This is a genomic window from Nocardioides exalbidus, assembly GCF_900105585.1.
Taxonomy (GTDB): Bacteria; Actinomycetota; Actinomycetes; order Propionibacteriales; family Nocardioidaceae; genus Nocardioides; species Nocardioides exalbidus.
In genome coordinates, this window is sequence record NZ_FNRT01000002.1 from 2,753,989 (window position 1) to 2,775,025 (window position 21,037).

General features: G+C 71.3%; 15 protein-coding genes. 11 read left to right on the top strand and 4 right to left on the bottom strand.

The features are described 5' to 3' along the window. Positions 1–15: 15 nt before the first annotated feature. The 3 genes from BLV76_RS13525 to BLV76_RS13535 are packed head-to-tail and all read right to left on the bottom strand — an operon-like array spanning position 16 to position 3,057. On the bottom strand, positions 16–1,176 hold the full coding sequence (locus BLV76_RS13525; RefSeq protein ID WP_090969596.1) for an Mrp/NBP35 family ATP-binding protein: 1,161 nt from the start codon (positions 1,174–1,176) through the stop codon (positions 16–18). Between the two features lie 31 nt (positions 1,177–1,207). Next, positions 1,208–1,765, bottom strand: a complete 558-nt coding sequence (locus tag BLV76_RS13530; RefSeq protein WP_090969597.1) for a DUF1003 domain-containing protein — start codon at positions 1,763–1,765, stop codon at positions 1,208–1,210. Next, positions 1,762–3,057: a magnesium transporter MgtE N-terminal domain-containing protein gene (locus BLV76_RS13535; protein WP_090969598.1), complete on the bottom strand. Its 1,296-nt coding sequence runs from the start codon at positions 3,055–3,057 to the stop codon at positions 1,762–1,764. The genes BLV76_RS13530 and BLV76_RS13535 overlap by 4 nt, the downstream gene beginning before the upstream one ends. A 178-nt stretch (positions 3,058–3,235) precedes the next feature. Here BLV76_RS13535 and BLV76_RS13540 point away from each other — a divergent pair, with 178 nt between their 5' ends. From BLV76_RS13540 to BLV76_RS13590, 11 genes are all read left to right on the top strand, one after another. Then, complete coding sequence (locus BLV76_RS13540) at positions 3,236–4,387, top strand: exonuclease/endonuclease/phosphatase family protein (RefSeq protein WP_139306574.1); 1,152 nt, start codon at positions 3,236–3,238, stop codon at positions 4,385–4,387. Next, entirely contained in the window at positions 4,384–4,818 is a 435-nt protein-coding gene (locus BLV76_RS13545) for a hypothetical protein (RefSeq protein ID WP_090969600.1), read from the top strand. Before BLV76_RS13540 ends, BLV76_RS13545 begins: the two co-directional genes overlap by 4 nt. Before the next feature lie 221 nt (positions 4,819–5,039). Continuing rightward, complete coding sequence (locus BLV76_RS13550; protein ID WP_245734924.1) at positions 5,040–6,440, top strand: phospholipase D-like domain-containing protein; 1,401 nt, start codon at positions 5,040–5,042, stop codon at positions 6,438–6,440. 97 nt (positions 6,441–6,537) lie between these two features. Next, positions 6,538–9,495 (top strand): cutinase family protein, encoded by a 2,958-nt coding sequence (locus BLV76_RS13555; protein ID WP_175539679.1) that lies wholly within the window; start codon positions 6,538–6,540, stop codon positions 9,493–9,495. 75 nt (positions 9,496–9,570) lie between these two features. After that, positions 9,571–11,193 carry a hypothetical protein gene (locus BLV76_RS13560; protein WP_090969603.1) on the top strand — a complete coding sequence of 541 codons (1,623 nt, stop codon included), beginning with the start codon at positions 9,571–9,573 and terminating at the stop codon, positions 11,191–11,193. Next, on the top strand, positions 11,190–12,494 hold the full coding sequence (locus BLV76_RS23135; protein ID WP_245734677.1) for a DUF6752 domain-containing protein: 1,305 nt from the start codon (positions 11,190–11,192) through the stop codon (positions 12,492–12,494). The genes BLV76_RS13560 and BLV76_RS23135 overlap by 4 nt, the downstream gene beginning before the upstream one ends. Next, positions 12,491–12,739 (top strand): hypothetical protein, encoded by a 249-nt coding sequence (locus BLV76_RS13570; RefSeq protein ID WP_090969604.1) that lies wholly within the window; start codon positions 12,491–12,493, stop codon positions 12,737–12,739. The genes BLV76_RS23135 and BLV76_RS13570 overlap by 4 nt, the downstream gene beginning before the upstream one ends. A 5-nt stretch (positions 12,740–12,744) precedes the next feature. Next, a complete protein-coding gene (locus tag BLV76_RS13575; RefSeq protein WP_245734678.1) occupies positions 12,745–13,755 on the top strand; it encodes a glycosyltransferase family 2 protein in 1,011 nt (336 codons plus the stop codon). Next, positions 13,752–16,100: a YfhO family protein gene (locus BLV76_RS13580; RefSeq protein ID WP_090969605.1), complete on the top strand. Its 2,349-nt coding sequence runs from the start codon at positions 13,752–13,754 to the stop codon at positions 16,098–16,100. Before BLV76_RS13575 ends, BLV76_RS13580 begins: the two co-directional genes overlap by 4 nt. Positions 16,101–16,145: 45 nt before the next feature. Then, positions 16,146–17,342, top strand: coding sequence for an acyl-CoA dehydrogenase family protein (locus BLV76_RS13585; RefSeq protein ID WP_090969606.1), 1,197 nt, complete (start codon positions 16,146–16,148; stop codon positions 17,340–17,342). 495 nt (positions 17,343–17,837) lie between these two features. Beyond that, entirely contained in the window at positions 17,838–18,980 is a 1,143-nt protein-coding gene (locus BLV76_RS13590; RefSeq protein WP_281246182.1) for an HNH endonuclease signature motif containing protein, read from the top strand. A 772-nt stretch (positions 18,981–19,752) separates the two neighbouring features. Here the strand turns inward: BLV76_RS13590 and BLV76_RS13600 are convergent. After that, the gene (locus tag BLV76_RS13600; protein WP_245734679.1) at positions 19,753–20,943 is read right to left on the bottom strand and encodes an ROK family transcriptional regulator; all 1,191 of its coding nucleotides are present in this window, start codon (positions 20,941–20,943) and stop codon (positions 19,753–19,755) included. Positions 20,944–21,037 lie beyond the last annotated feature (94 nt).

Here is a 21,037-nt window from a genome sequence, read left to right on the forward strand (position 1 = left end):
GTCAGAACCTACTGGCTAGAACTTGCTCGACGGGGTGAGGCCCAGCTGCATCCCGGCGAGTCCGCGGCCACGGCCCGACAGGGTCGTCGCGATCTTGGTGAGCTCGCGTGCCGCGGGGGCGGTCGGGTCGGCCTCCACGATCGGCTTGCCGACGTCGCCGCCCTCGCGCAGCGAGATGTCGAGCGGCACCTGTGCGAGCAGCGGGACGTCGTAGCCGAACCGCTCGGAGAGCGTCTGCGCCACGCGCGCGCCGCCCCCGGAGCCGAAGACCTCGAGGCGGTGGTCGTCCTCGGGCGGGCAGTGCGGGCAGGGGAGGTAGCTCATGTTCTCGACCACGCCGATGACGCGCTGGTGCATCATCGAGGCCATCGTCCCCGCGCGCTCGGCGACCTCGGCCGCGGCCTCCTGCGGCGTGGTCACCACGATGACCTCGGCGCTCGGCAGGTGCTGGCCGAGGGAGATCGCGACGTCACCGGTGCCGGGCGGCAGGTCGAGCAGGAGCGCGTCGAGGTCGCCCCAGTAGACGTCGGCGAGCATCTGCACGAGCGCGCGGTCGAGCATCGGGCCACGCCACGCGACCACCTGGTCGCGGCGGGGCTTGAGCATCCCGATGGAGATCACCGAGACGCCGCTCGGGGTCGGGACGGGCATGATCAGGTCGTCGACCTGGGTCGGGCGGGTGTCGGCCACGCCGAGCATCGCGGGGACCGAGTGGCCGTAGATGTCGGCGTCGACGACGCCGACCCGGAGGCCCTGCGCGGCGAGCGAGAGGGCGAGGTTGACCGTCACCGACGACTTGCCCACGCCGCCCTTGCCGCTGGCGATCGCGTAGACCTTGGTCAGCGAGCCGGGCTGGGCGAACGGGATCTCGCGCTGGGCGCGGCCGTCGCTGAGGATCTCCTTGAGTCCGGCGCGCTGCTCGGCGGTCATCACGCCGAGCGTGAGGTCGACCGACGCCACACCGGGCACCTTCGTGACGGCGGCGGTGACGTCGCGGTTGATCGTGTCCTTGAGCGGGCAGCCGGCCACCGTGAGCAGCACGTGGACGGCGACGGAGCCGTCGTCGGCGACCTCGACCGAGTCGACCATCCCCAGCTCCGTGATCGGTCGCTTGATCTCCGGGTCGTTGACGGTCGCCAGCGCGTCCATCACCTGCTGCTGCGTGGGGGTGCTCATGATCGGGAAGTCTACGAGCCGACCCGTGGGATCACGGGGTCGACCGGGGATCCTGGTCGCCGGGTGTGGGCGGGGTCTCCCCGACGACAGGATCGGCGGCCTCGCTGCGGGACAGGTCCTCGATGTCGCCGAGGAGCCCGCGCAGCTCCGAGCGGAGGAAGTCGCGGGTGGCGACCTCGCCGACGGCCATGCGCAGCGAGGCGACCTCGCGGGCGAGGAACTCCATGTCGGCGTGGGCGCGCGCGTTGGCCTGCCGGTCCTGCTCGGCGACGACCTTGTCGCGCTGCTCCTGGCGGTTCTGCGCGAGCAGGATCAGCGGCGCGGCGTAGGACGCCTGGAGGCTGAGCATCAGCGTCAGGAAGATGAAGGGGAACTCGTCGAAGCGCAGGCTCGAGGGAGCCAGCACGTTCCACACGATCCAGGCGGCCACGAACGCCGTCATCCAGAGCAAGAACTTGGCGGTGCCCATGTAGCGGGCGAACGACTCGGCGAAGACGCCGAACGCGTCGGCGTCGACCGCCGGACGCCTGACGATCTGGCGGCGGGTGTCGCGCGGGGTGTCCAGGCGCGTGCGGCGGGTGTCGCTCATCCGGCCCTCCCCGCGGTCGGGCCGCCGTTGATCCGGCCCGGTCGGGGCGCGCGGTCGCGCCAGCCCTCGGGGAGCATGTGGTCGAGCAGGTCGTCGACCGTCACGGCGCCGAGCAGCCGGCCCTCGTCGTCCACGACGGGCGCGGCGACGAGGTTGTAGGTGGCGAGGTGGGCGGCGACCTCGTCCATGGTGGCGTCCGGGCGGAGCGGGTCCATGGAGTCGTCGAGCGCGGCGGCGACCAGGGTCGAGGGCGGCTCGCGCAGCAGCCGCTGGATGTGCGCGGCGCCGAGCAGCCGGCCGGTCGGCGTCTCGAGCGGCTGGCGGCAGACGTAGACGAGCGCGGCCAGCGAGGGGGTGAGCTCGGGGTTGCGCACGTGGGCGAGCGCGTCGGCGATGGTCGCGTCGGGGGAGAGGATCACCGGCTCGGGCGTCATCATCGCGCCCGCGGTGTTGTCGTCGTAGGACATGAGGCGCCGGACGTCCTCGGCCTCGTCGGGCTCCATCAGCCCGAGCAGCGTCGCCGCGGTCTCCGGGTTGAGGTCGGCGATGAGGTCGGCGGCGTCGTCGGCCGACATCTCCTCCAGGACGTCCGCGGCGCGCTCGGAGTCGAGGTGCTCGAGGATCTCGACCTGGTCCTCCTCGGGCAGCTCCTCCAGCACGTCGGCGAGCCGCTCGTCGTCCATCGCGGCCACCACGGCCGTACGCCGCTCGGGCGGGAGCTCGTGGATCATGTTCGCCGCGTCGGCCGGGCGCATGTCGTGGAGCGCCGCGATCAGGTGGGTGGCGCCCTGGGCGGGCTCGGCCGCGGTGAGGCCGGTGACGTCGCGCCACTCGGCCACGTGGGTCTGGCCGCGCCGGCGGAAGCCCTTGCTCGGCTCCTGGATCGCCACGCGCGAGATCACCCAGTCGCGGTTGCGGGCCTGCTCCATGGCGACGTCGAAGACGAGCCCGGTGACCCCGCCGTCCTTCGCGGAGTCCTTGATCGTCACGGTGCGGTCCAGCATCTGGCCCATCACCAGCGTCTCGGTGCCGCGCTGCTGGAAGCGGCGCATGTTCAGCAGGCCGGTCGTGTGGACCTGGCCGCTGTCGATCGCGGTGATCCGCGTCATCGGCACGAAGATCCGCCGGCGGCCGAAGACCTCGGCGACCAGGCCCAGCACGCGCGGCTGGCTGGTCTCGGTGCGGATCGCGACCACCAGGTCGCGCACCTTCGCGACCTGGTCGCCCTGGGGGTCGAAGATCGGCAGCCCGACGAGCCGGGCCACGAAGACGCGGGTCGGGGTGGCGCTCACCCGCGCAACGGTAGCGGTCCGGGTGGGCGCACCTCCCGCGCCTCCCCGCGCGGTCGCGGGGATGTTCTCAAGGACGTGAGCGCGGAGCGCATTTGGGTTACCCTCGATCGGCCCCCACCTCGCCCCACCTCGTCCGTGTGGGGGACTCGCGACCGACGCCGAAGGATCTCTCTCCCCCGTGCCCTCCCACCGCGCGCCCAGCCGACGGGCGGACAAGCCAGCTCGCCCGACCAGGTCCGGGTGGTCCTCGTGGCGGCTGCTGCTGCCGGCGGTCGTGGTGACGGCGCTGATGGTGGCCTCGCTGGTCCTGCTCCCCGGGGACGACCAGTCGGGCGCGGTCGACCAGCCGACGAGCGCGGCTGCGCAGGAGGTGGCCGCGACGCACACGCCGGGCGTCTCGCGCAGCGACCGCCGTGACGCCGGTCGCGGGCTGAAGGCCCGCAAGGCACGGACCCTGGACAACTCGGCGGCGCGGCGTGGCGTGGTGGTCGTGCAGGAGCGCCACCGCCAGGCCCGGATCGCCGCGCGCAAGGCCAAGCAGAAGGCCAAGCGGATGCGCCGCATGGCGCGGATCGCCGCGATGGAGAAGACCTCCAGCTTCCGCGTGGGCGCCCTCAACATCCTCGGCAGCCAGCACACCGCAGGCCCCGGCGGCTACGGACCCGGCACCGACCGGGCGGCGATGGCGGCCGGCCTGGTGATGAGCCGGGGCATCGACGTGATCACGATGTCCGAGGTCCAGGACGACCAGCTCGCGGTCCTCAACAACCGGATGGCCGGGTACTCCATCTGGCCCCAGCAGACCCTCGGCAGCAACGGCCAGCGCCTCCAGATCGCCTGGCGCGCCTCGCAGTTCGAGATGGTCGACGGCGGCTCGGTGACCTTCACCTTCGCGAGCCAGGCCATCCCGATGCCGTGGGTGCGGCTCCGGGACCTCGGCACCGGTGCGGAGTTCTACGTCATCTCGATCCACACCTCGGCGGGTCGGCTCCAGGGCGAGCGCGACGCGGGCACCGCGATCGCGATCAACCTGATGAAGGAGCTGATGGCGTCGACCGGCGACCCGGTCATCATCGGCGGCGACGTCAACGAGCACACCAAGTTCTTCTACAACGTCTGCAACGCGACCGGCTTCCTCGCCGCCAACGGTGGCGGCCCGGGCTGCTCGCTGCCCGGCGGCCCGCTGCGCGTCGACTGGATCATGGGCGGCGGCGGCAACGGCGTGAGCTTCTCGGGCTATGTCCAGGACGGGGCTACTCTGGCGAGGATCAGCGATCACTACATGATCCACGCCGACGTCAGCGTCACGAGCCCGGGGGACACGCCATGACACGCACGATCTCGACGCACCACTGGGCCGCAGCGGCCCTCACCCTCGTCGCCGGCCTGGGTCTGACGGCCTGCGGCTCGGACGACAGCGGCACCGCCGAGGACCCGTCCGCGGGTGAGACCAGCATCAGCGAGACCCCGACCGAGACCCCGTCGGAGTCGACCAGCGAGACCCCGACCGAGCCCGCCGGGCCTGCGTGCGCCGACGTGTGGGTCGCCGGTGCGACGCTCCCGGAGAAGTACGACGGGTGCCAGGACGCCGAGAAGGACAAGTGGGTCCAGGCGATGGTCTACCACTGCTCCTCGGGGCAGCGCCTCGTCACCTACCAGCGCAACTTCTACGCCGCCAAGGGCGAGGTGATCACCGAGTCGGAGGTCCCGCTCGCCCGCGACAAGGACTTCCAGAAGATCCTGACAACCTGCGGGGCCTGAGCCGCGTCCCATACGCGGACCCGCACGTCGTCACGTGTCCGACCACCGCCCAGTCTCCAGCCGCATGCACCGCGTACCAGTGGTGCTCATGTGACTGAAGTGAAAATTGAGATACAGTCAGCAATCGTTCGTCCCGGGAATCGATGACGCGTGCGCGCAGTCGCCTCGCCCGTCGCCCGCCAGGACACACACGAATCAGTGGGGAAACAGCCGTGCGCAAGATGATCATCCTCGTCGCCACCGCGTTGGTCGCGGTGACGCTGGCCGGGGCGCCTGCCCAGGCGAAGCCGAAGGGCGGCACGCCGGAGAAGTACGTCCCGAAGTCGGGGCCGGCGTTTAACAACCCCTACGGCAAGCAGGACTCCGTCCGCCGGCTGATCATGCAGGTCAACAAGACCATCGACTCGGTCCCGCGGGGCGGCAAGATCCGCATCTCCGCGTGGAACGTGCGCAGCGCCGCCATCACGAACGCCCTCATCCGCGCCCACCAGCGCAAGGTGAGCGTGCAGGTCGTCATGGACCGCGCCAACTGGAACCCGAACAACCCCAACCAGGACGCCGCGCGCCTGGCCGCCGCCCTGAAGCAGGGGAACAAGAAGCGGTCGAAGTCGGACAAGAGCTTCCTGCGCCGCTGCATCGGCTCGTGCCGGGGCAAGCACGGCATCCCGCACTCGAAGTTCTTCCTCTTCAACAAGGTGCGCGTGCAGCGCGGCGGCAAGAAGTCGCCGGTCAAGACCGTGCGCTGGGTGACGATGTACGGCTCCTACAACGCCACTGAGCTCGGCGCCACGATCCAGTGGAACGACCTCTTCACGATCAAGAACGACGAGCCGCGCTACAAGAACTTCCTCGACGTCTTCAACCAGATGACGAAGGACACCCCGATCAAGAACCCGGTGACGGGCTACGACGACGGTGTGATCGCCACCGGCTTCTACCCCTACATCGGCAAGGGCATCACCGGCGACCCGATCATGGACGTGCTCAACCAGGTCTCGTGCAAGGGCGCGACGACCAACGCGTCCGGCACCACCCGGATCCGGATCGCCCAGACCTCGATGTACGGCGACCGCGGCCTCGCGCTGGCCAACAAGATCGCCCAGCTCAAGCGCCAGGGCTGCAACATCCGCCTCGTCTACGCCATGTTCGGCAACGAGGTCCTGCGGATCATGCGCGCCGCCAAGGTCCCGCTGACCCACCTCGCCTACGACAACAACGACGACGGCCTCTACGACCGCTACGTCCACATGAAGTCGATGGCCATCAGCGGCAACTACGCCGGCGACCCCGGCGCGAAGATCGTCTGGAACGGCTCGGCCAACTGGACGTCGGTGGCGATCGCCAGCGACGAGGTGGTCGGCATCGTGCGCCAGAAGTGGGTCACCAACCGCTACATGCAGTGGATCGACTACATGTTCACCCACCGGCCCGCCGCGTGGGGCCCGGAGCACCCGGGCAACAACGCGTCGTCGCCGACCGGTCGTGTCACGGCCGGGTCGCTCGACTCGCTGAACACCTACGAGGCCCGGGTCGCGGCCACCGATGCGTACGACGCCATGGTCGAGCAGCGCGCCAAGGAGCGCGGTGTCGACCCCTACGCCCTCATCAAGGAGGAGAACTGACATGACCCCCGTGCGAGCCCGGACCCGCAGAATCCGCAAGGAGTCTCCCGTCACAGGGTTCGCACCGAGGGTCGCTCAGCTCGCGACGGTCGGCCTGGTGGCCGGTCTCCTCCTGGCCGGCGCCACCAGCGCGCCGGCCCAAGCGGACCCGGCCCAGCCGACCCAGTCGCCCGCCTCCTCGAAGAAGGCGACGGCCTGCGCCAACCTGCTCGTCGTCGCGGTCGACGGCAACGGCCAGGGCAAGAAGGACACGCCCGGCCAGGCCGTCTCGGCGATCACCAACAAGCTCCGGTCGACGGCCCAGAAGCAGGGTCGTTCGGTCACGGTCAAGCGGGTCCGGATCTCCACGCCCGGCGCCGTCGTCACCCTGCGCACCAAGCGCGGGGCCGGTGCCTCCGCGGTCTCCAAGGCGGGCCTGAAGCGCTGGAAGAAGCCGATCCGCTCCGGTGTGAAGGCCACCCGCAAGCTGGTCAACGGCCAGCTCGGCTCGTGCCCCGACCAGCAGGTCATGCTCGTCGGCTACGCCCAGGGCGCCGCGGTCGTCCACCAGGTGCTCCAGGACCTGGACAAGAAGGACGCGCTCGGCAAGGTCGTCGGCGCCGTCACCGTGTCCGACCCCACCCGCGTGCGGAAGTCGTCGGCAGGTCGCCCGCTCGGCAGCCCGGCGGCCGCGAAGAACTCCGAGGGCATCCTCACCCGCTTCACGAAGTCGCGCGGTGACGTGCCGTCGGCCACCGACACCTTCGGTGCGGTCTCCGTGTGCCACAAGGGCGACCTGATCTGCAACCCGAGCAAGGTCGCCGCGACCAAGGCGCTCAAGCTCTCGCTGTCGTACGGCTCGAAGTACTCCCGCTCCGCCATGCGTACGGCGGCCGACCGGGCGTGGGCGCGTGCCGCGCTCTGGCCCGTGCCCACCACCCAGCAGGTCGTGGCCAGCGTCAAGACGCCCATCTCGTCCCAGCTCGGCGTCGCCGGCGGGTCGACCACCGCCCCCGCGGCCCGCTTCACGCCGGTCAGCGTCCCGGCCGGGCTGAGCCTCAGCGAGACCGGTGTCGTCTCCGGCCAGCTCGACGCCCCGGGCAGCTACCCGATCACCTACACGCTCGCCGGCGTCTCCCCGGCGACCGTCCCGACCACCCACGTCCTGACCGTGCTGGTCCGCGAGCCCTCCAGCGGCGCCGCGGCCGGCGGGCAGTCCTCGTGCGCGGTCCGGCCCGACGGCACCGCCTGGTGCCAGGGCCGCAACGACTTCGGCCAGCTCGGCGACGGCACGACCACCCTGCGGGTCAGCCCCGTGCAGGTCGTCGGCACCGGCTGGGCCCGCATCTCCACCGGCGGCAGCTTCACCTGCGGCGTCAAGCTCGACGGCACGCTGTGGTGCTGGGGCCTCAACAACTTCGGCCAGCTCGGCGGCGCCGACAAGGTCACCAGCGTGCTGCCGCGCCAGGTCGGCACCGGCACGACCTGGAGCGACGTCTCGGCGAGCTGGCAGCACGCCTGCGCGACGATGGCCGACGGCTCCGCGTGGTGCTGGGGCCAGAACGAGCGCGGCCAGCTGGGCGGCGGCACCAACGGCGCCCGCAGCACGGCACCGGTCCGCGTGCTCGGCGACCAGGTGTGGACCTCCGTCACCGCCGGCGGCTGGACGTCGTGCGGCACCACCTCCAGCGGTACGGCGTACTGCTGGGGCGAGAACTCGATGGGGTCCGTCGGCGACGGCACCATCACCAACCGCAACCGCCCGACCGTCGTCACCGGCGGCCTGCAGTTCTCCCAGCTCTCCGCGACGTGGGGCCGCACCTGCGGCGTCACGCCCACCGGCCAGGTCTGGTGCTGGGGCGAGAACTCCAACGGCGAGCTCGGCAACGGCACCCGCACCAACTCCGCCAAGCCGGTCCAGGTCAGCGCGAGCGGCTCCTACACCTCCGTCGGCACGGCCGTGACGGCGTCGTGCGCGGTGCGCACCGACGGCCAGGTCCTGTGCTGGGGCGACAACCGCTACGGCCAGCTCGGCCCCGCCGCGAGCGGCAGCGGCTCGAGCACTCCGGTCGCCGCGGGCGTCGTCGCCACCGGCAAGGTCACCGGCGGCTGGCTGCACCTGTGCGCCGAGGGTGCCGGCTGCTGGGGCGCCAACGACGTCGGCCAGCTCGGCAACGGCACGATCACCCAGGCCTCGATGCCGGCCGCGGCCGCGACGTGGGGCCCGGTCCCGGCGGTCAGCACCCAGCAGATGCGCAAGTGGGGACCCACCAAGGTGGTCAAGAACGCCATCGCGACCCGTCCCGACGTCAGCGCGAAGGCCCGGCGCGGCTCGAAGCGCGACGCCATGGCCGTCGAGGTGATGACCTTCAACCTGCTCGGCAGCCAGCACACGGCCCCCGGCGGTGCCCGTCCCAACTTCGCACCCGGGCGCGTCCGCGCCGAGTGGGCCAAGAACCTCATCAACCAGCGCGGCTCGACGCTGATCGGCCTCTCGGAGCCGCAGCCCGACCAGATCACGTCCCTGGACGTGGCCACCAACGGCGACTTCACGCTCTACCCCGGCAACTCGATGGGCTACGACGCCGCACCGCAGTCGGTGATGTGGAAGGACTCCGAGTGGTCCCTGGTGTGGGGCACCACGCTGCAGATGCCCTTCATGAAGTCCTCACGCCCGCAGGCCCTGGTCCGGTTGAAGAACAGGTCGACCGGCCGCGAGGTCTACTGGGTCAACGCGCACCTCTCGCCCGGCAAGATGCAGGACGACCGCGACAAGGGCATGGAGACGATCAAGCAGGTCGTCAAGCAGCTCGGCGGCGACGGCCTGCCGATCCTGGTGACGGGCGACCTCAACGAGCACGTCAAGGCGTTCCGCCGCATCGCCTGCCCCACCCAGATGAACGCTGCCGTCGGTGGCAACACCGCCGGCAACAAGTGCCAGCCGCCCGCGGCCATGCGGGTCGACTGGATCTTCGGCAAGGGCGGGACCTTCGACAACACCGAGGTCAACCAGGGTGCCCAGGTGCGGCGCACGACCGACCACGCGGTGGTCTCCTCGCGGTTCACCGTGCAGTAATGTCCCGGCTGCCCGGGCATCGCGTCAGCGGGCCGGGCAGCCGGACAGCGGGGCGGTAGCAGGGGAGGAGTCGTGGTGAGGGCGAGCGTGCAGCGCGTCGACGACGACGGACTCCACCTCGAGCGCGGTTTCGACGGCTCGCTCGACGTCCACTTCGACGGCTGGCGCGGATGGTCGGTCGCCGTCGAGGACGGCGTGGACCCGGTCACGATCCCGTGGCCGAAGCGGCTCCGCGCGCGGCTCGACGGCGTCTCGCTCGTCAGCGTCACGGTCGACGACGCCGAGGTGTTCCGCCAGGAGGTCACCTTCGGATCGGGCGAGGGGCGCGTCGAGCTCGTCGACCGGTTCGGCAACCCGGTGATCATCGACAAGTGGGGCCTGACCCAGCGGATCTTCGAGACCCGCCGCGAGGGCGGCGCCGTCGAGGCGATGACCGCCATGGCCGAGCGGGTCCTCGGCGTCATGCGCGACTCGTGCGGGCTCGAGGGCTGGATCTCCTTCGGCACGCTGCTCGGCGCGGCACGCTCCGGCAAGGTGATCGGCCACGACAGCGACATCGACCTCTGCTTCCTCTCCGAGAAGGAGACCCCCGCCGAGATGGCGGTCGAGATCTGGGATGTCGCCCGTGCGCTGGTCGACGCCGGGATCTCGGTCAAGCACAAGACCGCGAGCTTCATCACCGTCGTCTACGACGCCCCCGACGGCGGCGAGGACGGCATCGACATCTACACCTGCTTCTACGTCGGCGACCTGCTCCACGAGACCGCCACCGTGCGGGAGCGGGTGCCGCGCTCGGCGATCCTGCCGCTCCGGGCGTTGGAGTTCGAGGGGCGTGGGATGCCGGCGCCTGCCGACCCGGACCGGATGCTCACGGTCTCCTACGGCCCGGGCTGGAAGGTGCCCGACCCGTCGTTCCGGCACCAGCCCTCGCGCGAGGTCCTCGACCGCTTCGACGGCTGGTTCAGCTCGGTGATGACCAACCGGCGCGACTGGACCCAGTTCAACGGTCAGGTCGGCGCCGCCGGCGCGCGGCCGAGCCCGTTCGCCCGCTGGGTCGTCGACCAGCTCACCGCCGACGGTGCCCTGGACGACGATCGTGACGACGACCTGCGGGTTCTCGACGTCGGCTCCGGCTCGTCAGCCGACCTGCGGCTCTACCACCGCGCCGGCGCCAAGGCGATCGGCTACGACTACGCCCACCCGGGCAAGCACGCGCTCGGCGGCAAGGAGATCGACCTGCCCTCCGACGTCGGCCGCCGGGTGGTCAACCTGCTCGACGAGCGCGACGTGCTCACCGTCGGCGCGCTCGCCGCGCGCCAGAAGGGCCGCAAGGTCGTCACGGTGCGCCGCGTCCTCGAGGCCGTGCCGCCGCGCTCGCGGTCGCTCGTGTGGCGCTTCGCCTCGATGGCGCTCGCCGAGGGCGGTCGGGTCTACGTCGAGGGCATGAGCCGGACGCCGCAGGAGTGCCGCGCCGCGCAGGAGCGCACCGGGTCGCCGCGACTGTGGCCCGTCGACCCGCACGACGTCGTCGCCGACGTCGTTGCGAGCGGCGGCCGCGTGGTGCTCCGGGAGGGACTCGCCGCGGCGTCCCGGGCCAGTCGCTCGGGGAGCCCGGCGAGCTGGCGGATGATGGTCGAGTACCCCGGGGCGACACAGCAGGCCACGGATCAGGGCAAGGACGGTCGGACGCAGCGATGACGCAGGTCGTACATCTCCACGTGGGTGGTCCCAAGTCGGGCACCACCTTCATCCAGCAGGTGCTGGACCACAACAGGGCGGCGCTGGCCAGGGCGGGCGTGCTCGTGGTCGGGCCGCGGCTGGAGCTGATCCACGCCGCGATGGCGGTGCGCGGCGACCAGCGGCTGGCCGACCTCCCCGCCGCCGCGGCGGACGCGTGGGACCGCGTCACCGAGCAGGTGCGCGAGTGGCAGGGCGACGCCGCGATCGTGAGCTACGAGCTGTTCGCCAACGCCTCGGTCGAGCAGGTCCGCACCGCGCTGGAGCGGCTCGACGGCATCGAGGTCCACGTCGTGGTCTCTGCTCGCGACCTCGGCAAGGCCATCGCCTCGTCGTGGCAGGAGCAGCTCAAGTTCGGCATCACCAAGCCTCTCGACGCGTGGTCGCCGCCGCAGGAGTCCGCCGTCGACAGCGAGTGGGGCTGGCGCACGATGCAGCCGGCCAACGTCGCCGCGCGCTGGGGAGCCGACCTCCCCGCCTCGCAGGTCCACGTCGTGACCGTCCCCGCCCGCTCGGCGGGTGCCGACGAGCTGTGGCACCGCTTCGCGAGCGCGACCGGCCTGACCGGCGTCGACGACCTCGACCTCGGGGTCGAGCGCGCCAACGAGTCGCTCGGCGTGGTCGAGGCCGAGCTGCTGCGCCGGGTCAACGGTGCCGTCGACGGCCGCATCACGGGCGGCCGGCAGAAGTCGCTGTGGGTGCGCGACCTGCTGGCCCACACGATCCTCGCCCCGATCGGCCGCGAGCCGATCGGGCTCACCCCCGCCCAGGCCGACGAGGCCGCGGTCCAGGCGGACGCCGCGATCGCCGCGATCACCGCCGCCGGCTACCAGGTCCACGGCGACCTCGAGGACCTCCGGCCTGCTCCGGCGAACGGCCGGCTGCCCAGCGAGGTCGCCGACTCCGAGGTCGCCGAGTCGGCCGCGCTCGCCCTGGCCGACCTGCTGGTGTGGGCCCGCGAGGCCGGCGCCGACGTCCGCACGCCGGCGCCGACCGCGCAGGTCGAGGAGCCCGCCGGTCGCGTCAAGGTGGCTGTCCGGGGCTCGCTGGCCCGGCTCGCCTCCCCGGTGCGGGACCGGCGCGTCGCCCGCCTGGAGAAGCGCATCGCCGAGCTCGAGGCGGAGGTCGAGGCCTCGCGTGCGCTCCACCTGCGCGTCGCGACGCTGTCCGACGTGGTGGCGCAGCTGCTGCTGCCGGCCGCGCAGCAGGACGAGGAGATCACCATGTCGGCGCTGCGGACCTACCGGGGCCGGTCGCTGTGACCCGCACGGAGCGCCGCCTGGAGCGGCTGGGCAGCGGCGTACGCCGCCGCGTGCAGGGCAGGGTCGCCACGGCCACCGGGTTGGACGAGCTCGCCGGTCTCGAGGAGTCGGTCGACTCCCTCGAGGTCGCGGTGCGCGAGAACACCTCGCTCCAGGTGCCGCTGGCGCGCATCGTCGATGCGCTCGAGCGCGACGTCGCCACGGTGCTGGAGCGTCGTACGACCGGGCAGGTGATGGGAGCATGACGGCCATGCCGATCGAGCTGTCCGTGGTGGTGCCCTGCTACGACGAGGAGGAGTCGCTGCCGCGCCTGGTGGAGGTCCTCACCCAGGAGCTCTCCGCGCTGACCCCGCACTTCGAGGTGATCCTCGTCGACGACGGCAGCCGCGACCGCACGCTGCCGATGCTCCGCGAGGTGCACCGCGCCCACCCCCGCTTCCGCTACCTCTCGCTGAGCCGCAACTTCGGCAAGGAGTCGGCGATGCTCGCCGGTCTCAGCCACGCGCGCGGCGACAAGGTCGCGATCATGGACGCCGACCTCCAGCACCCCCCGACGCTGCTCGCGCAGATGCTGCCGCTGCTCGAGTCCGGCGAGTACTCCCAGGTCGTCGCCCGTCGCACGCGCACCGACGACCCGGTCGTGCGCACCGCCCTCTCGCGGCTCTACTACAAGATGATGAACCGGCTCGTCGAGGTCGAGCTCGAGGACGGCGTCGGCGACTTCCGGGTCCTCGACCGCCGCGCGGTCCGCGCGCTGCTGACCCTGGGGGAGACCAACCGCTTCTCCAAGGGCCTCTTCGCCTGGATCGGCTTCCCGACCGCCGTCGTCGACTACGAGAACGTCTCCCGCGAGGCCGGCGCCACCAAGTGGAGCCTGCGCAGCCTGTTCAACTACGGCATCGACGGGGTCGTGTCGTTCAACTACCGGCCGCTGCGCATGTCGATCTGGCTCGGCATCGTCGTCACCGCGATCGCCGTCGGCTACGCCCTGTGGGTGCTGGTCGACGCGATCGTCAACGGCAACAGCGTGCCCGGCTACGTCACCACGATCTGCGCGGTCACCGCGCTCGGTGGCGTCCAGCTCATCGTCCTCGGCGTGATCGGGGAGTACCTCGGGCGCATCTACGCCGAGACCAAGCAACGGCCGCTGTTCCTCCTCAAGGAGAGCAGCGAGCTCGACGCCCCCGTGACCAGCGTCCTCGGGCGCGAGCACGAGGCGCTCGAGGAAGGGCACGGCACCGAACGGAGCGAGCAGGCGTGAGCGAGACCAGCACGACCACCGAGACGACCGCCGCCCGTGGAGGCGGCAGGCGGCGGGCGGCCACGGCGAGGTCGGAGGAGCACGACTCGCCCCGCACCGGCTGGATCTGGCCGGTCCTCGTCATCGTGGTGACGGCCGTCTACACCGCCGTCCCCTACGTGATCACCGGCTGGTTCTACCAGCGCGGTGACACCGCGGCGCAGTTCGCACCGACGTGGTGGCACTTCGGCGAGATGGTCCGCGGGGGCCAGTGGCCGCTGTGGCTCGACCCGGAGTCGTGGGCCGGCGGCAACTACGTCGCTGAGGCCCTGTTCGGCACCTACAACCCGCTCAACGTGCTGGTCTGGCTCACCGTCTCCTTCGGTCCCGACCTCGCCCTGTCGACCTACGCCGTCAAGGCCGTCGTCATGGTGCTGCTCGCCCTCGGCACCTATCTCCTCGCCCGGGAGTACGACGGCGCTCCCGCCCCGTCCGCGGCCGTCGCGATCGCGCTGCCGTTCTCCGGCTTCACGCTCTTCTGGGACGCCGGCTCCTGGCCGTCGGGCCTGATGGCGTTCGCCTACGCGCCGTGGGTGTGGCTGACCTTCCGCCGCACCCTGCGCGGGGTCGGCAGCCCGTTCTGGGCGTTCCTCGCCGGGCTCCTCGCGGTCCTCAACGGCAACCCCTACGGCACCCTCGCGGTGATCACCATCGGCGCCGCGCTGGTCGTCGAGGGGATCGTGCTGCGCTCGTGGGGCGGCGTGGTCCGGCTCGCGCTCGCCGGGATCGCGGTCGCGGCGTTCCTGCCGCTGGTCTACCTGCCGCTGCTGGAGTCGTCGGACCTCGCGGTCCGCTCCGCCGGTGCGCTCTTCGAGAACAGCGGCAAGCTCCGTCCCACGGCCGGCGACCTGCTGGCGGCGAGCTCGCCGCTGCACACCCCGCCGATCCGGGCGATCACCGGCCCGATGATGGTGCCGGCGACCTTCCTGGCCTGGTTCGTGCTGCCGCTGCTGCCGTGGCTGCGCTACGACGTGATCAGGCGCCGCGCGCGCGAGCTCACCGGCCTCGGCCTGATCACCGTCGTCTACCTCGCGATGACGCTCGGTCCGAGCAAGCTGTGGCTCTTCCGCTGGCCGCTGCGGGTCATCGAGTACTTCTACCTCGGCGTCATGGTCGTGTTCGCGATCCTGCTCAGCCAGGGGCTCGCGCGCTCGACGATGCGCCCGCGCCTCGTGGGCACCGGCCTCGTCGTGGTGGCGCTCGGCTGGCTGACCTGGTCGCAGGACCCCGCGGCGCTGCGTCGTGCCGCCCTCGGGACCGCCGTCGTGGCCGCGCTGACCGTCGTCGCGCTCGCCGCGCACCTCGTCGTACGCCGCACCGCGCTGGTCTCCCTCGTCGCGATCGGCGGCGTGGGTGCCGTGCTCGCGATGCAGGTCGGGGTGTTCGGCGAGAACGCCAGCTCGCGCGTGTGGCACGTGCCGAGCGACGTCTCCGCGCTCCAGAAGACCTTCGCCGACCGCGAGGGCCGGCTGATGCAGTTCGCCGACCTCAAGCCGCTGCAGAACAAGGGGCAGGTCGCCAAGCTCGAGAAGCAGTGGGACACGTTCCTGCCCGGCAGCATGTACCACCCTGCCGGCGTCGAGGCGGTCAACAACTACACCGGCATGGGGTTCGTGCCGTTCACCCGCACGTTCTGCATGGAGTACGACGGCCTCACCCAGGCCTGCGGCTACCGCAACCTCTGGAAGGTCGGCGGCTCCGGCCAGCCGTCTCTCGCGGACCTGATGAAGCTCGACACCATCGTCGTCCAGCCGAAGCTCGCCGAGGGCGTCACCCCGGCCGAGGGCTGGACCGAGGAGTCGCGCGACGACAAGGCGATCGTGCTGCGCCACGACGGCGAGCAGCCCTACGCCGGCTCCGAGCTGTCGTGGGTCTCCGACGGCGTCGAGGTCGCGAGCGCCGACACCCGTACGACGCTGCACGAGCGCGTCGACGTGACTTCGGCCGCCGACGGTGGCGAGCTGATCTTCTCGATGCTCGCCTGGCCCGGCTGGTCGGCCGACCTCGACGGCAAGCCGCTGTCGGTCACCCGCACCGACGCCGGGCTCCTGGTCGTCACCCTGCCGGCCGGCGCGAGCGGCACGGTGGACCTCACCTACCGTCCGCCCGGTCTCACGCTGGGCCTCCTCGGAGCGGGCGTCGGCACGCTGATCGGGCTGGGCCTGGCGCTGGTGAGCTGGCGGTCGTCGCGTCGCCGCAGGCGCGACGAGCGGCCGTGGACCACGCCCCAGCACAAGCCGCTCGAGCCGCGGGACGATGTGACATCCGTCTCGGGCGACGGCCCTGCCCAGGTGACCGGCGGGTAACTAGAGTCAGCAAGCGTTGCACCCGCGAGCGCCGAGGAGTTCCACATGCCCCGTCTCTGCCAGACCGATGGCCTCTCCGAGGACCAGACCGAGATCCTGAAGGCCGTGCGCCAGTTCGTGGACGAGCAGATCATCCCGGTGGCCCAGGAGCTCGAGCACGCTGACGAGTACCCGACCGAGATCATCGAGGGGCTCAAGGAGCTCGGCGTCTTCGGGCTCACGATCCCGGAGGAGTTCGGTGGGCTGGGGGAGTCGCTGCTGACCTATGCGCTGGTGGTCGAGGAGATCGCGCGCGGCTGGATGAGCGTCTCGGGCGTGATCAACACCCACTTCATCGTCGCCTACATGCTGATCCAGCACGGCACGGACGAGCAGAAGCAGAAGTACCTCCCGCGGATGGCGACCGGTGAGGTGCGGGGTGCGTTCTCGATGTCGGAGCCCGGGCTGGGCTCGGACGTGTCGGCGGTGTCCACCAAGGCCACGCGGGCCGACGACGGGTCGTACTCCATCACCGGTCAGAAGATGTGGCTGACCAACGGCGCCACGTCCACCCTGGTCGCGTTGCTGACGAAGACCGACGAGGGTGCGGAGTCGGTGTACAAGAACATGACGACCTTCCTGGTGGAGAAGGAGGCCGGCTTCGGGGAGACCGCGCAGGGCGTCACCGTGCCGGGCAAGATCGAGAAGATGGGCTACAAGGGCGTCGAGACGACCGAGCTCATCCTCGAGGGCCACCAGATCGCCGCCGAGCAGGTCCTGGGCGGCGAGCCGGGCAAGGGCTTCTTCCAGATGATGGACGGCGTCGAGGTCGGCCGGGTCAACGTCGCTGCGCGCGCCTGCGGACTGGCGTGGCGCGGCTTCGAGCTCGGCATCGCCTACGCCCAGCAGCGCAAGACCTTCGGCAAGGCCATCGCCGAGCACCAGGCCGTGCTGTTCCGGCTCGCGGAGATGGCGACCAAGGTCGAGGTCGCGCACACCATGATGGTCAAGGCTGCGCGGCTCAAGGACACCGGCGAGCGGATGGACGTCGAGGCCGGGATGGCGAAGATGGTCGCCTCGGAGTACGCCAACGAGGTCGTCGAGGACTCCTTCCGGATCCACGGCGGCTACGGCTACTCCAAGGAGTACGAGATCGAGCGCCTGATGCGCGAGGTCAAGTTCATGCTCATCGGTGAGGGCACCTCCGACATCCAGAAGATGATCATCGGCCGCAGCCTGCTCAAGGACTACCAGCTGCGCTGACAGGCTCCCCGCTGGTCGAGCAGGGCCGCTTGTCGAGCGCGGCCGCTGGTTGAGCAGCGAGCCCCAGCGAGCGTGTCGAAACCAAGGCCACGTGACGTGCCGTTGGTCGAGGAGGTCGCGTTGGCGACCGTCACGAGACCCGGCCCACCCTGACGTCGGATCCGACTGTCGGTGGTCGCGTCTAGTCTCGAGACAGTTTCGAGCGAGCGTGCTCGGGTCCTCCAGATAGCCGATCTCCGGCCGTACACACCTCAGACACAGACCCCGTTTCCTGTCGTCGACCGCGCCACCAGGGCGTGGAGAGGTCTGTGTCTGGTGAGTGCCCCACCGTCTGAGCGGCCCGAGAGCGTCACGTGGCGTGCGCCAGGTGTCGACGCCGGGGCCTCGCCGGTGGTGGCTGGGCTGCTGCGTCGTCTGGATGGGGTGCTGGGTGGGCTGTACGACCTGGGTCTGGGTGGGTTGTCGGACGCGGACGTGGTGCGACTGCTGGACGGGGTGACGGTTGCGTCGGGACGGCTCACTGCCGTGCAGTGCCGCGCGGCCGCGGAGGCTGACCGTAGGCGGCTGGGCGACAGCGTGGGTGCTCGTCACACGCACCAGTGGTGGGCCGGACGCAGCGGGTTGACCCGCGCGGAGGCGAACCGGCTGACCAGGCTCGGCATCGCGCTCGCGACTGAGCAGCACGCGCCTACGGCTTCCGCGCTGGCCGCAGGCACCGTCGGGGTGGAGCAGGCGCGGGTGATCGTGGACGCGGTCGACGTCCTGCCGAAGCATGTCGACGCCGACATCCGGTCGAAGGCGGAGGCGGTGCTGCTGGACCACGCTGCACGACACGACGCGAAGGACCTGAGGGTGCTCGGGAAGCGGATCCTCGACGTCGTGGCCCCCGAGGTCGGGGAGTCCCACGAGGAGGCCGTCCTCGAGGCCGAGGAGGCGCGCGCGTTCACCGACGCCGACCTCACCCTCACCGACGACGGCGAAGGCGAAGGCCGCTGCCGTGGCACGTTCGTGGTGCCCTCGCACGTCGCGAAGATGCTCCGGCGCCACCTCCTCGCCCTGGCCAACCCGGCCCGCCACACCGACGCCGACCTCAAGGACAAGAACTGCGACGAGGACGGTGGGTGGAAGCCGCTGCGGCGCAGGCTGGGTGAGGCGTTCATCGAGTACATCGAGCGCTACCCGGTCGAGGCGTCACCCCAGACCGCGGGAGTGAACGCCACCGTGGTGGTCACGATGACCCTCGAGCAGCTGCTCGGCGACTCAGCGACTGCCGTCCTGGACGACGGCACCCGGATCAGTGCGGGTCAGGCGCGCAGGCTGGCGTGCGAGGCCGGGATCATCCCCGCCGTCCTCGGATCCACGTCCGTGCCGCTGGACCTGGGCCGCACCCGCCGCCTGCACACCAAGGCGCAGAGGATCGCGCTCGGAATCAGGGACGGTGGCTGCACCGCCCGCGGCTGCGAAACCACCGCGTCGGGCTGTCATGCCCACCACGACGACCCCTGGTCCAGAGGCGGGCCCACCGACCTGACCAACGGCCGGCTCCTGTGCCCACGACACCACCGCCTGGCCCACAGCAGCCGCTACGTCACGACCATCCACGCCGACAACACCCTCACCTTCGTCATGCGGACGTGAGCCATCAGGTCGGACCGTCGCGGCATCTCGATGAACTCGACCGGAGCGCTGCCCCGTGACATCCGCACATGCCGATGTCAGGACGTCATGAGATCTCGCGGTCTTCACCGATGGTTCTCATGACGTCATGAAGAGCGGTCGCGGAGGCAGCTGGTGTCATGACGTCAGCGAGAGGGCCACATCTGGATCTGCCGCGATGAGCGCACATCTGCCGATGCCCGGACCTCTCGAGGCAGACTGGTCCCCGTGGGCAGTCCCGACGAGCGCGCAACCCTCGAGTGTCGTCTCTCGTACGAACCGGCGGCCCACGCGGGTGTCGAGGAGTGGGAGCCACCGCGGGCCGGGTCGCTGATCAGGTTGATGGGTGACTTCGGAGCCGACATGCCCTTGTGGAATGAAGGACTTCTGGTCGCCGACGCAGAAGAGGGAGCTCGGTTGCTCGGCCTCAGTCCGGGACTTGCGTTGGCCCTGGAGGACTGGGGCACGCGCTGGGATGGGCGCCGAGACTTCACGCGGCGCGATGCAGAAGCCCAGGTGCTCCTGGCGCGGCTACGGTCCGAGCTGGGCGAGCGATACGAGTTCAGCTACTGCAGCTAGGCACTGCATCCGCGTGATCCGAGCGCACCACGCAGTCAGCATGTGCTGCGCCACCGGAGGCTCTGCACGACCCGTCGGTCCTCATCGAGGGACCGCGCGACCACCCACACGACCACCGGACCGTCCTGACAGTCACGGGTGGTCGCAACGCCGCGACGTCGACCCGGTCGCGCGCCTAGGAGCCCGCGGCCTCCGCCTCGGCGTCGGCCGCGGCGAGCGCCTCGCTGGCGGCCTCGACGACGTCGGGGGAGAGGACGTGCTCGATGGCGAGCGCCGAGGCGCCGAGGACGGCCGCCTCGCCGCCGGCGCGGGAGGTCACGATGCGCAGGTGCTCGGTGGCGAGGGGGAGCGAGCGCTGGTAGACCGACTCGCGGATCCCGGCCAGGAGGTGCTCGCCGGCGCCGGCGACCTGCCCGCCGATGACCACGACGGACGGGTTGATCAGGTTGACCATCGTGGCCACGATCTCGCCGATGTCGCGGCCGGCCTGGCGGACGACGGCCATCGCCACCTGGCTGCCGGCGCGGACCAGCTCGACGACGTCGCCGCCGGTCTGAGCCTCCTCACCCTGGGCGCGGACGGCCGCGGCGAGCGCGGGGCCGGCGGCCACGGCCTCGAGGCAGCCCGAGTTGCCGCAGCGGCACGGTACGTCGTCCGCGCCGGGCACGCGGACGTGCCCGAGGTCGCCGGCGGTGCCCTGCGCGCCTCGCTGCAGCACCCCGCCGGAGACGATGCCGGCCCCGATGCCGGTCGCGACCTTGATGAGGACCAGGTCGTCGACGTCGCGCAGGTGCCGGCGGCGCTCACCGAGCGCCATGATGTTCACGTCGTTGTCGACCAGGACCGGCACCGGGTAGTGCTGCTGCAGGTGGCCGGGGACGTCGTAGCGGTCCCAGCCGGGCATGATCGGCGGGTTGATCGGGCGCCCGGTGGAGTGCTCGACGGGGCCGGGCAGGCCGATGCCGATCGCGGCGAGGTCCTCGACCGGGCGGTTGGCGTCGGCGAGGAGCGCCTCCACCGACTCCACGACCCAGGCGAGCACGGGCTGCGGCCCGTCGGCCACCGCGATCCGGGCGTCGACCTCACCGAGGATCGAGCCGTTGAGGTCGGTGAGGGCGGCGCTGGCGTGGGTGGCGCCGACGTCGACGCCCACCACGAGCCGTGCGGTCGGGTTGAGCGCGAAGAGCGCGGGAGGGCGGCCGCCGGTGGACCGGGCGCCGCCGAACGGGGCGACCAGTCCGAGGCGCATCAGCGTGTCGATCCGGGCGGTCACGGTCGAGCGGGCCAGCCCGGTGGCCTCGGCCAGCTGGGCACGCGTCCAGGGCCTTCCGTCGCGGAGGAGGTCGAACAGCTCGCCGGTGCGCACCGGCGGAGTCAAGCACATGCACGACTTTGCACGCTAGACCGGAGACTTTTGGAAGGTGCTCGACAAAAGCCTGTAACGCATGCCACAGTGACGC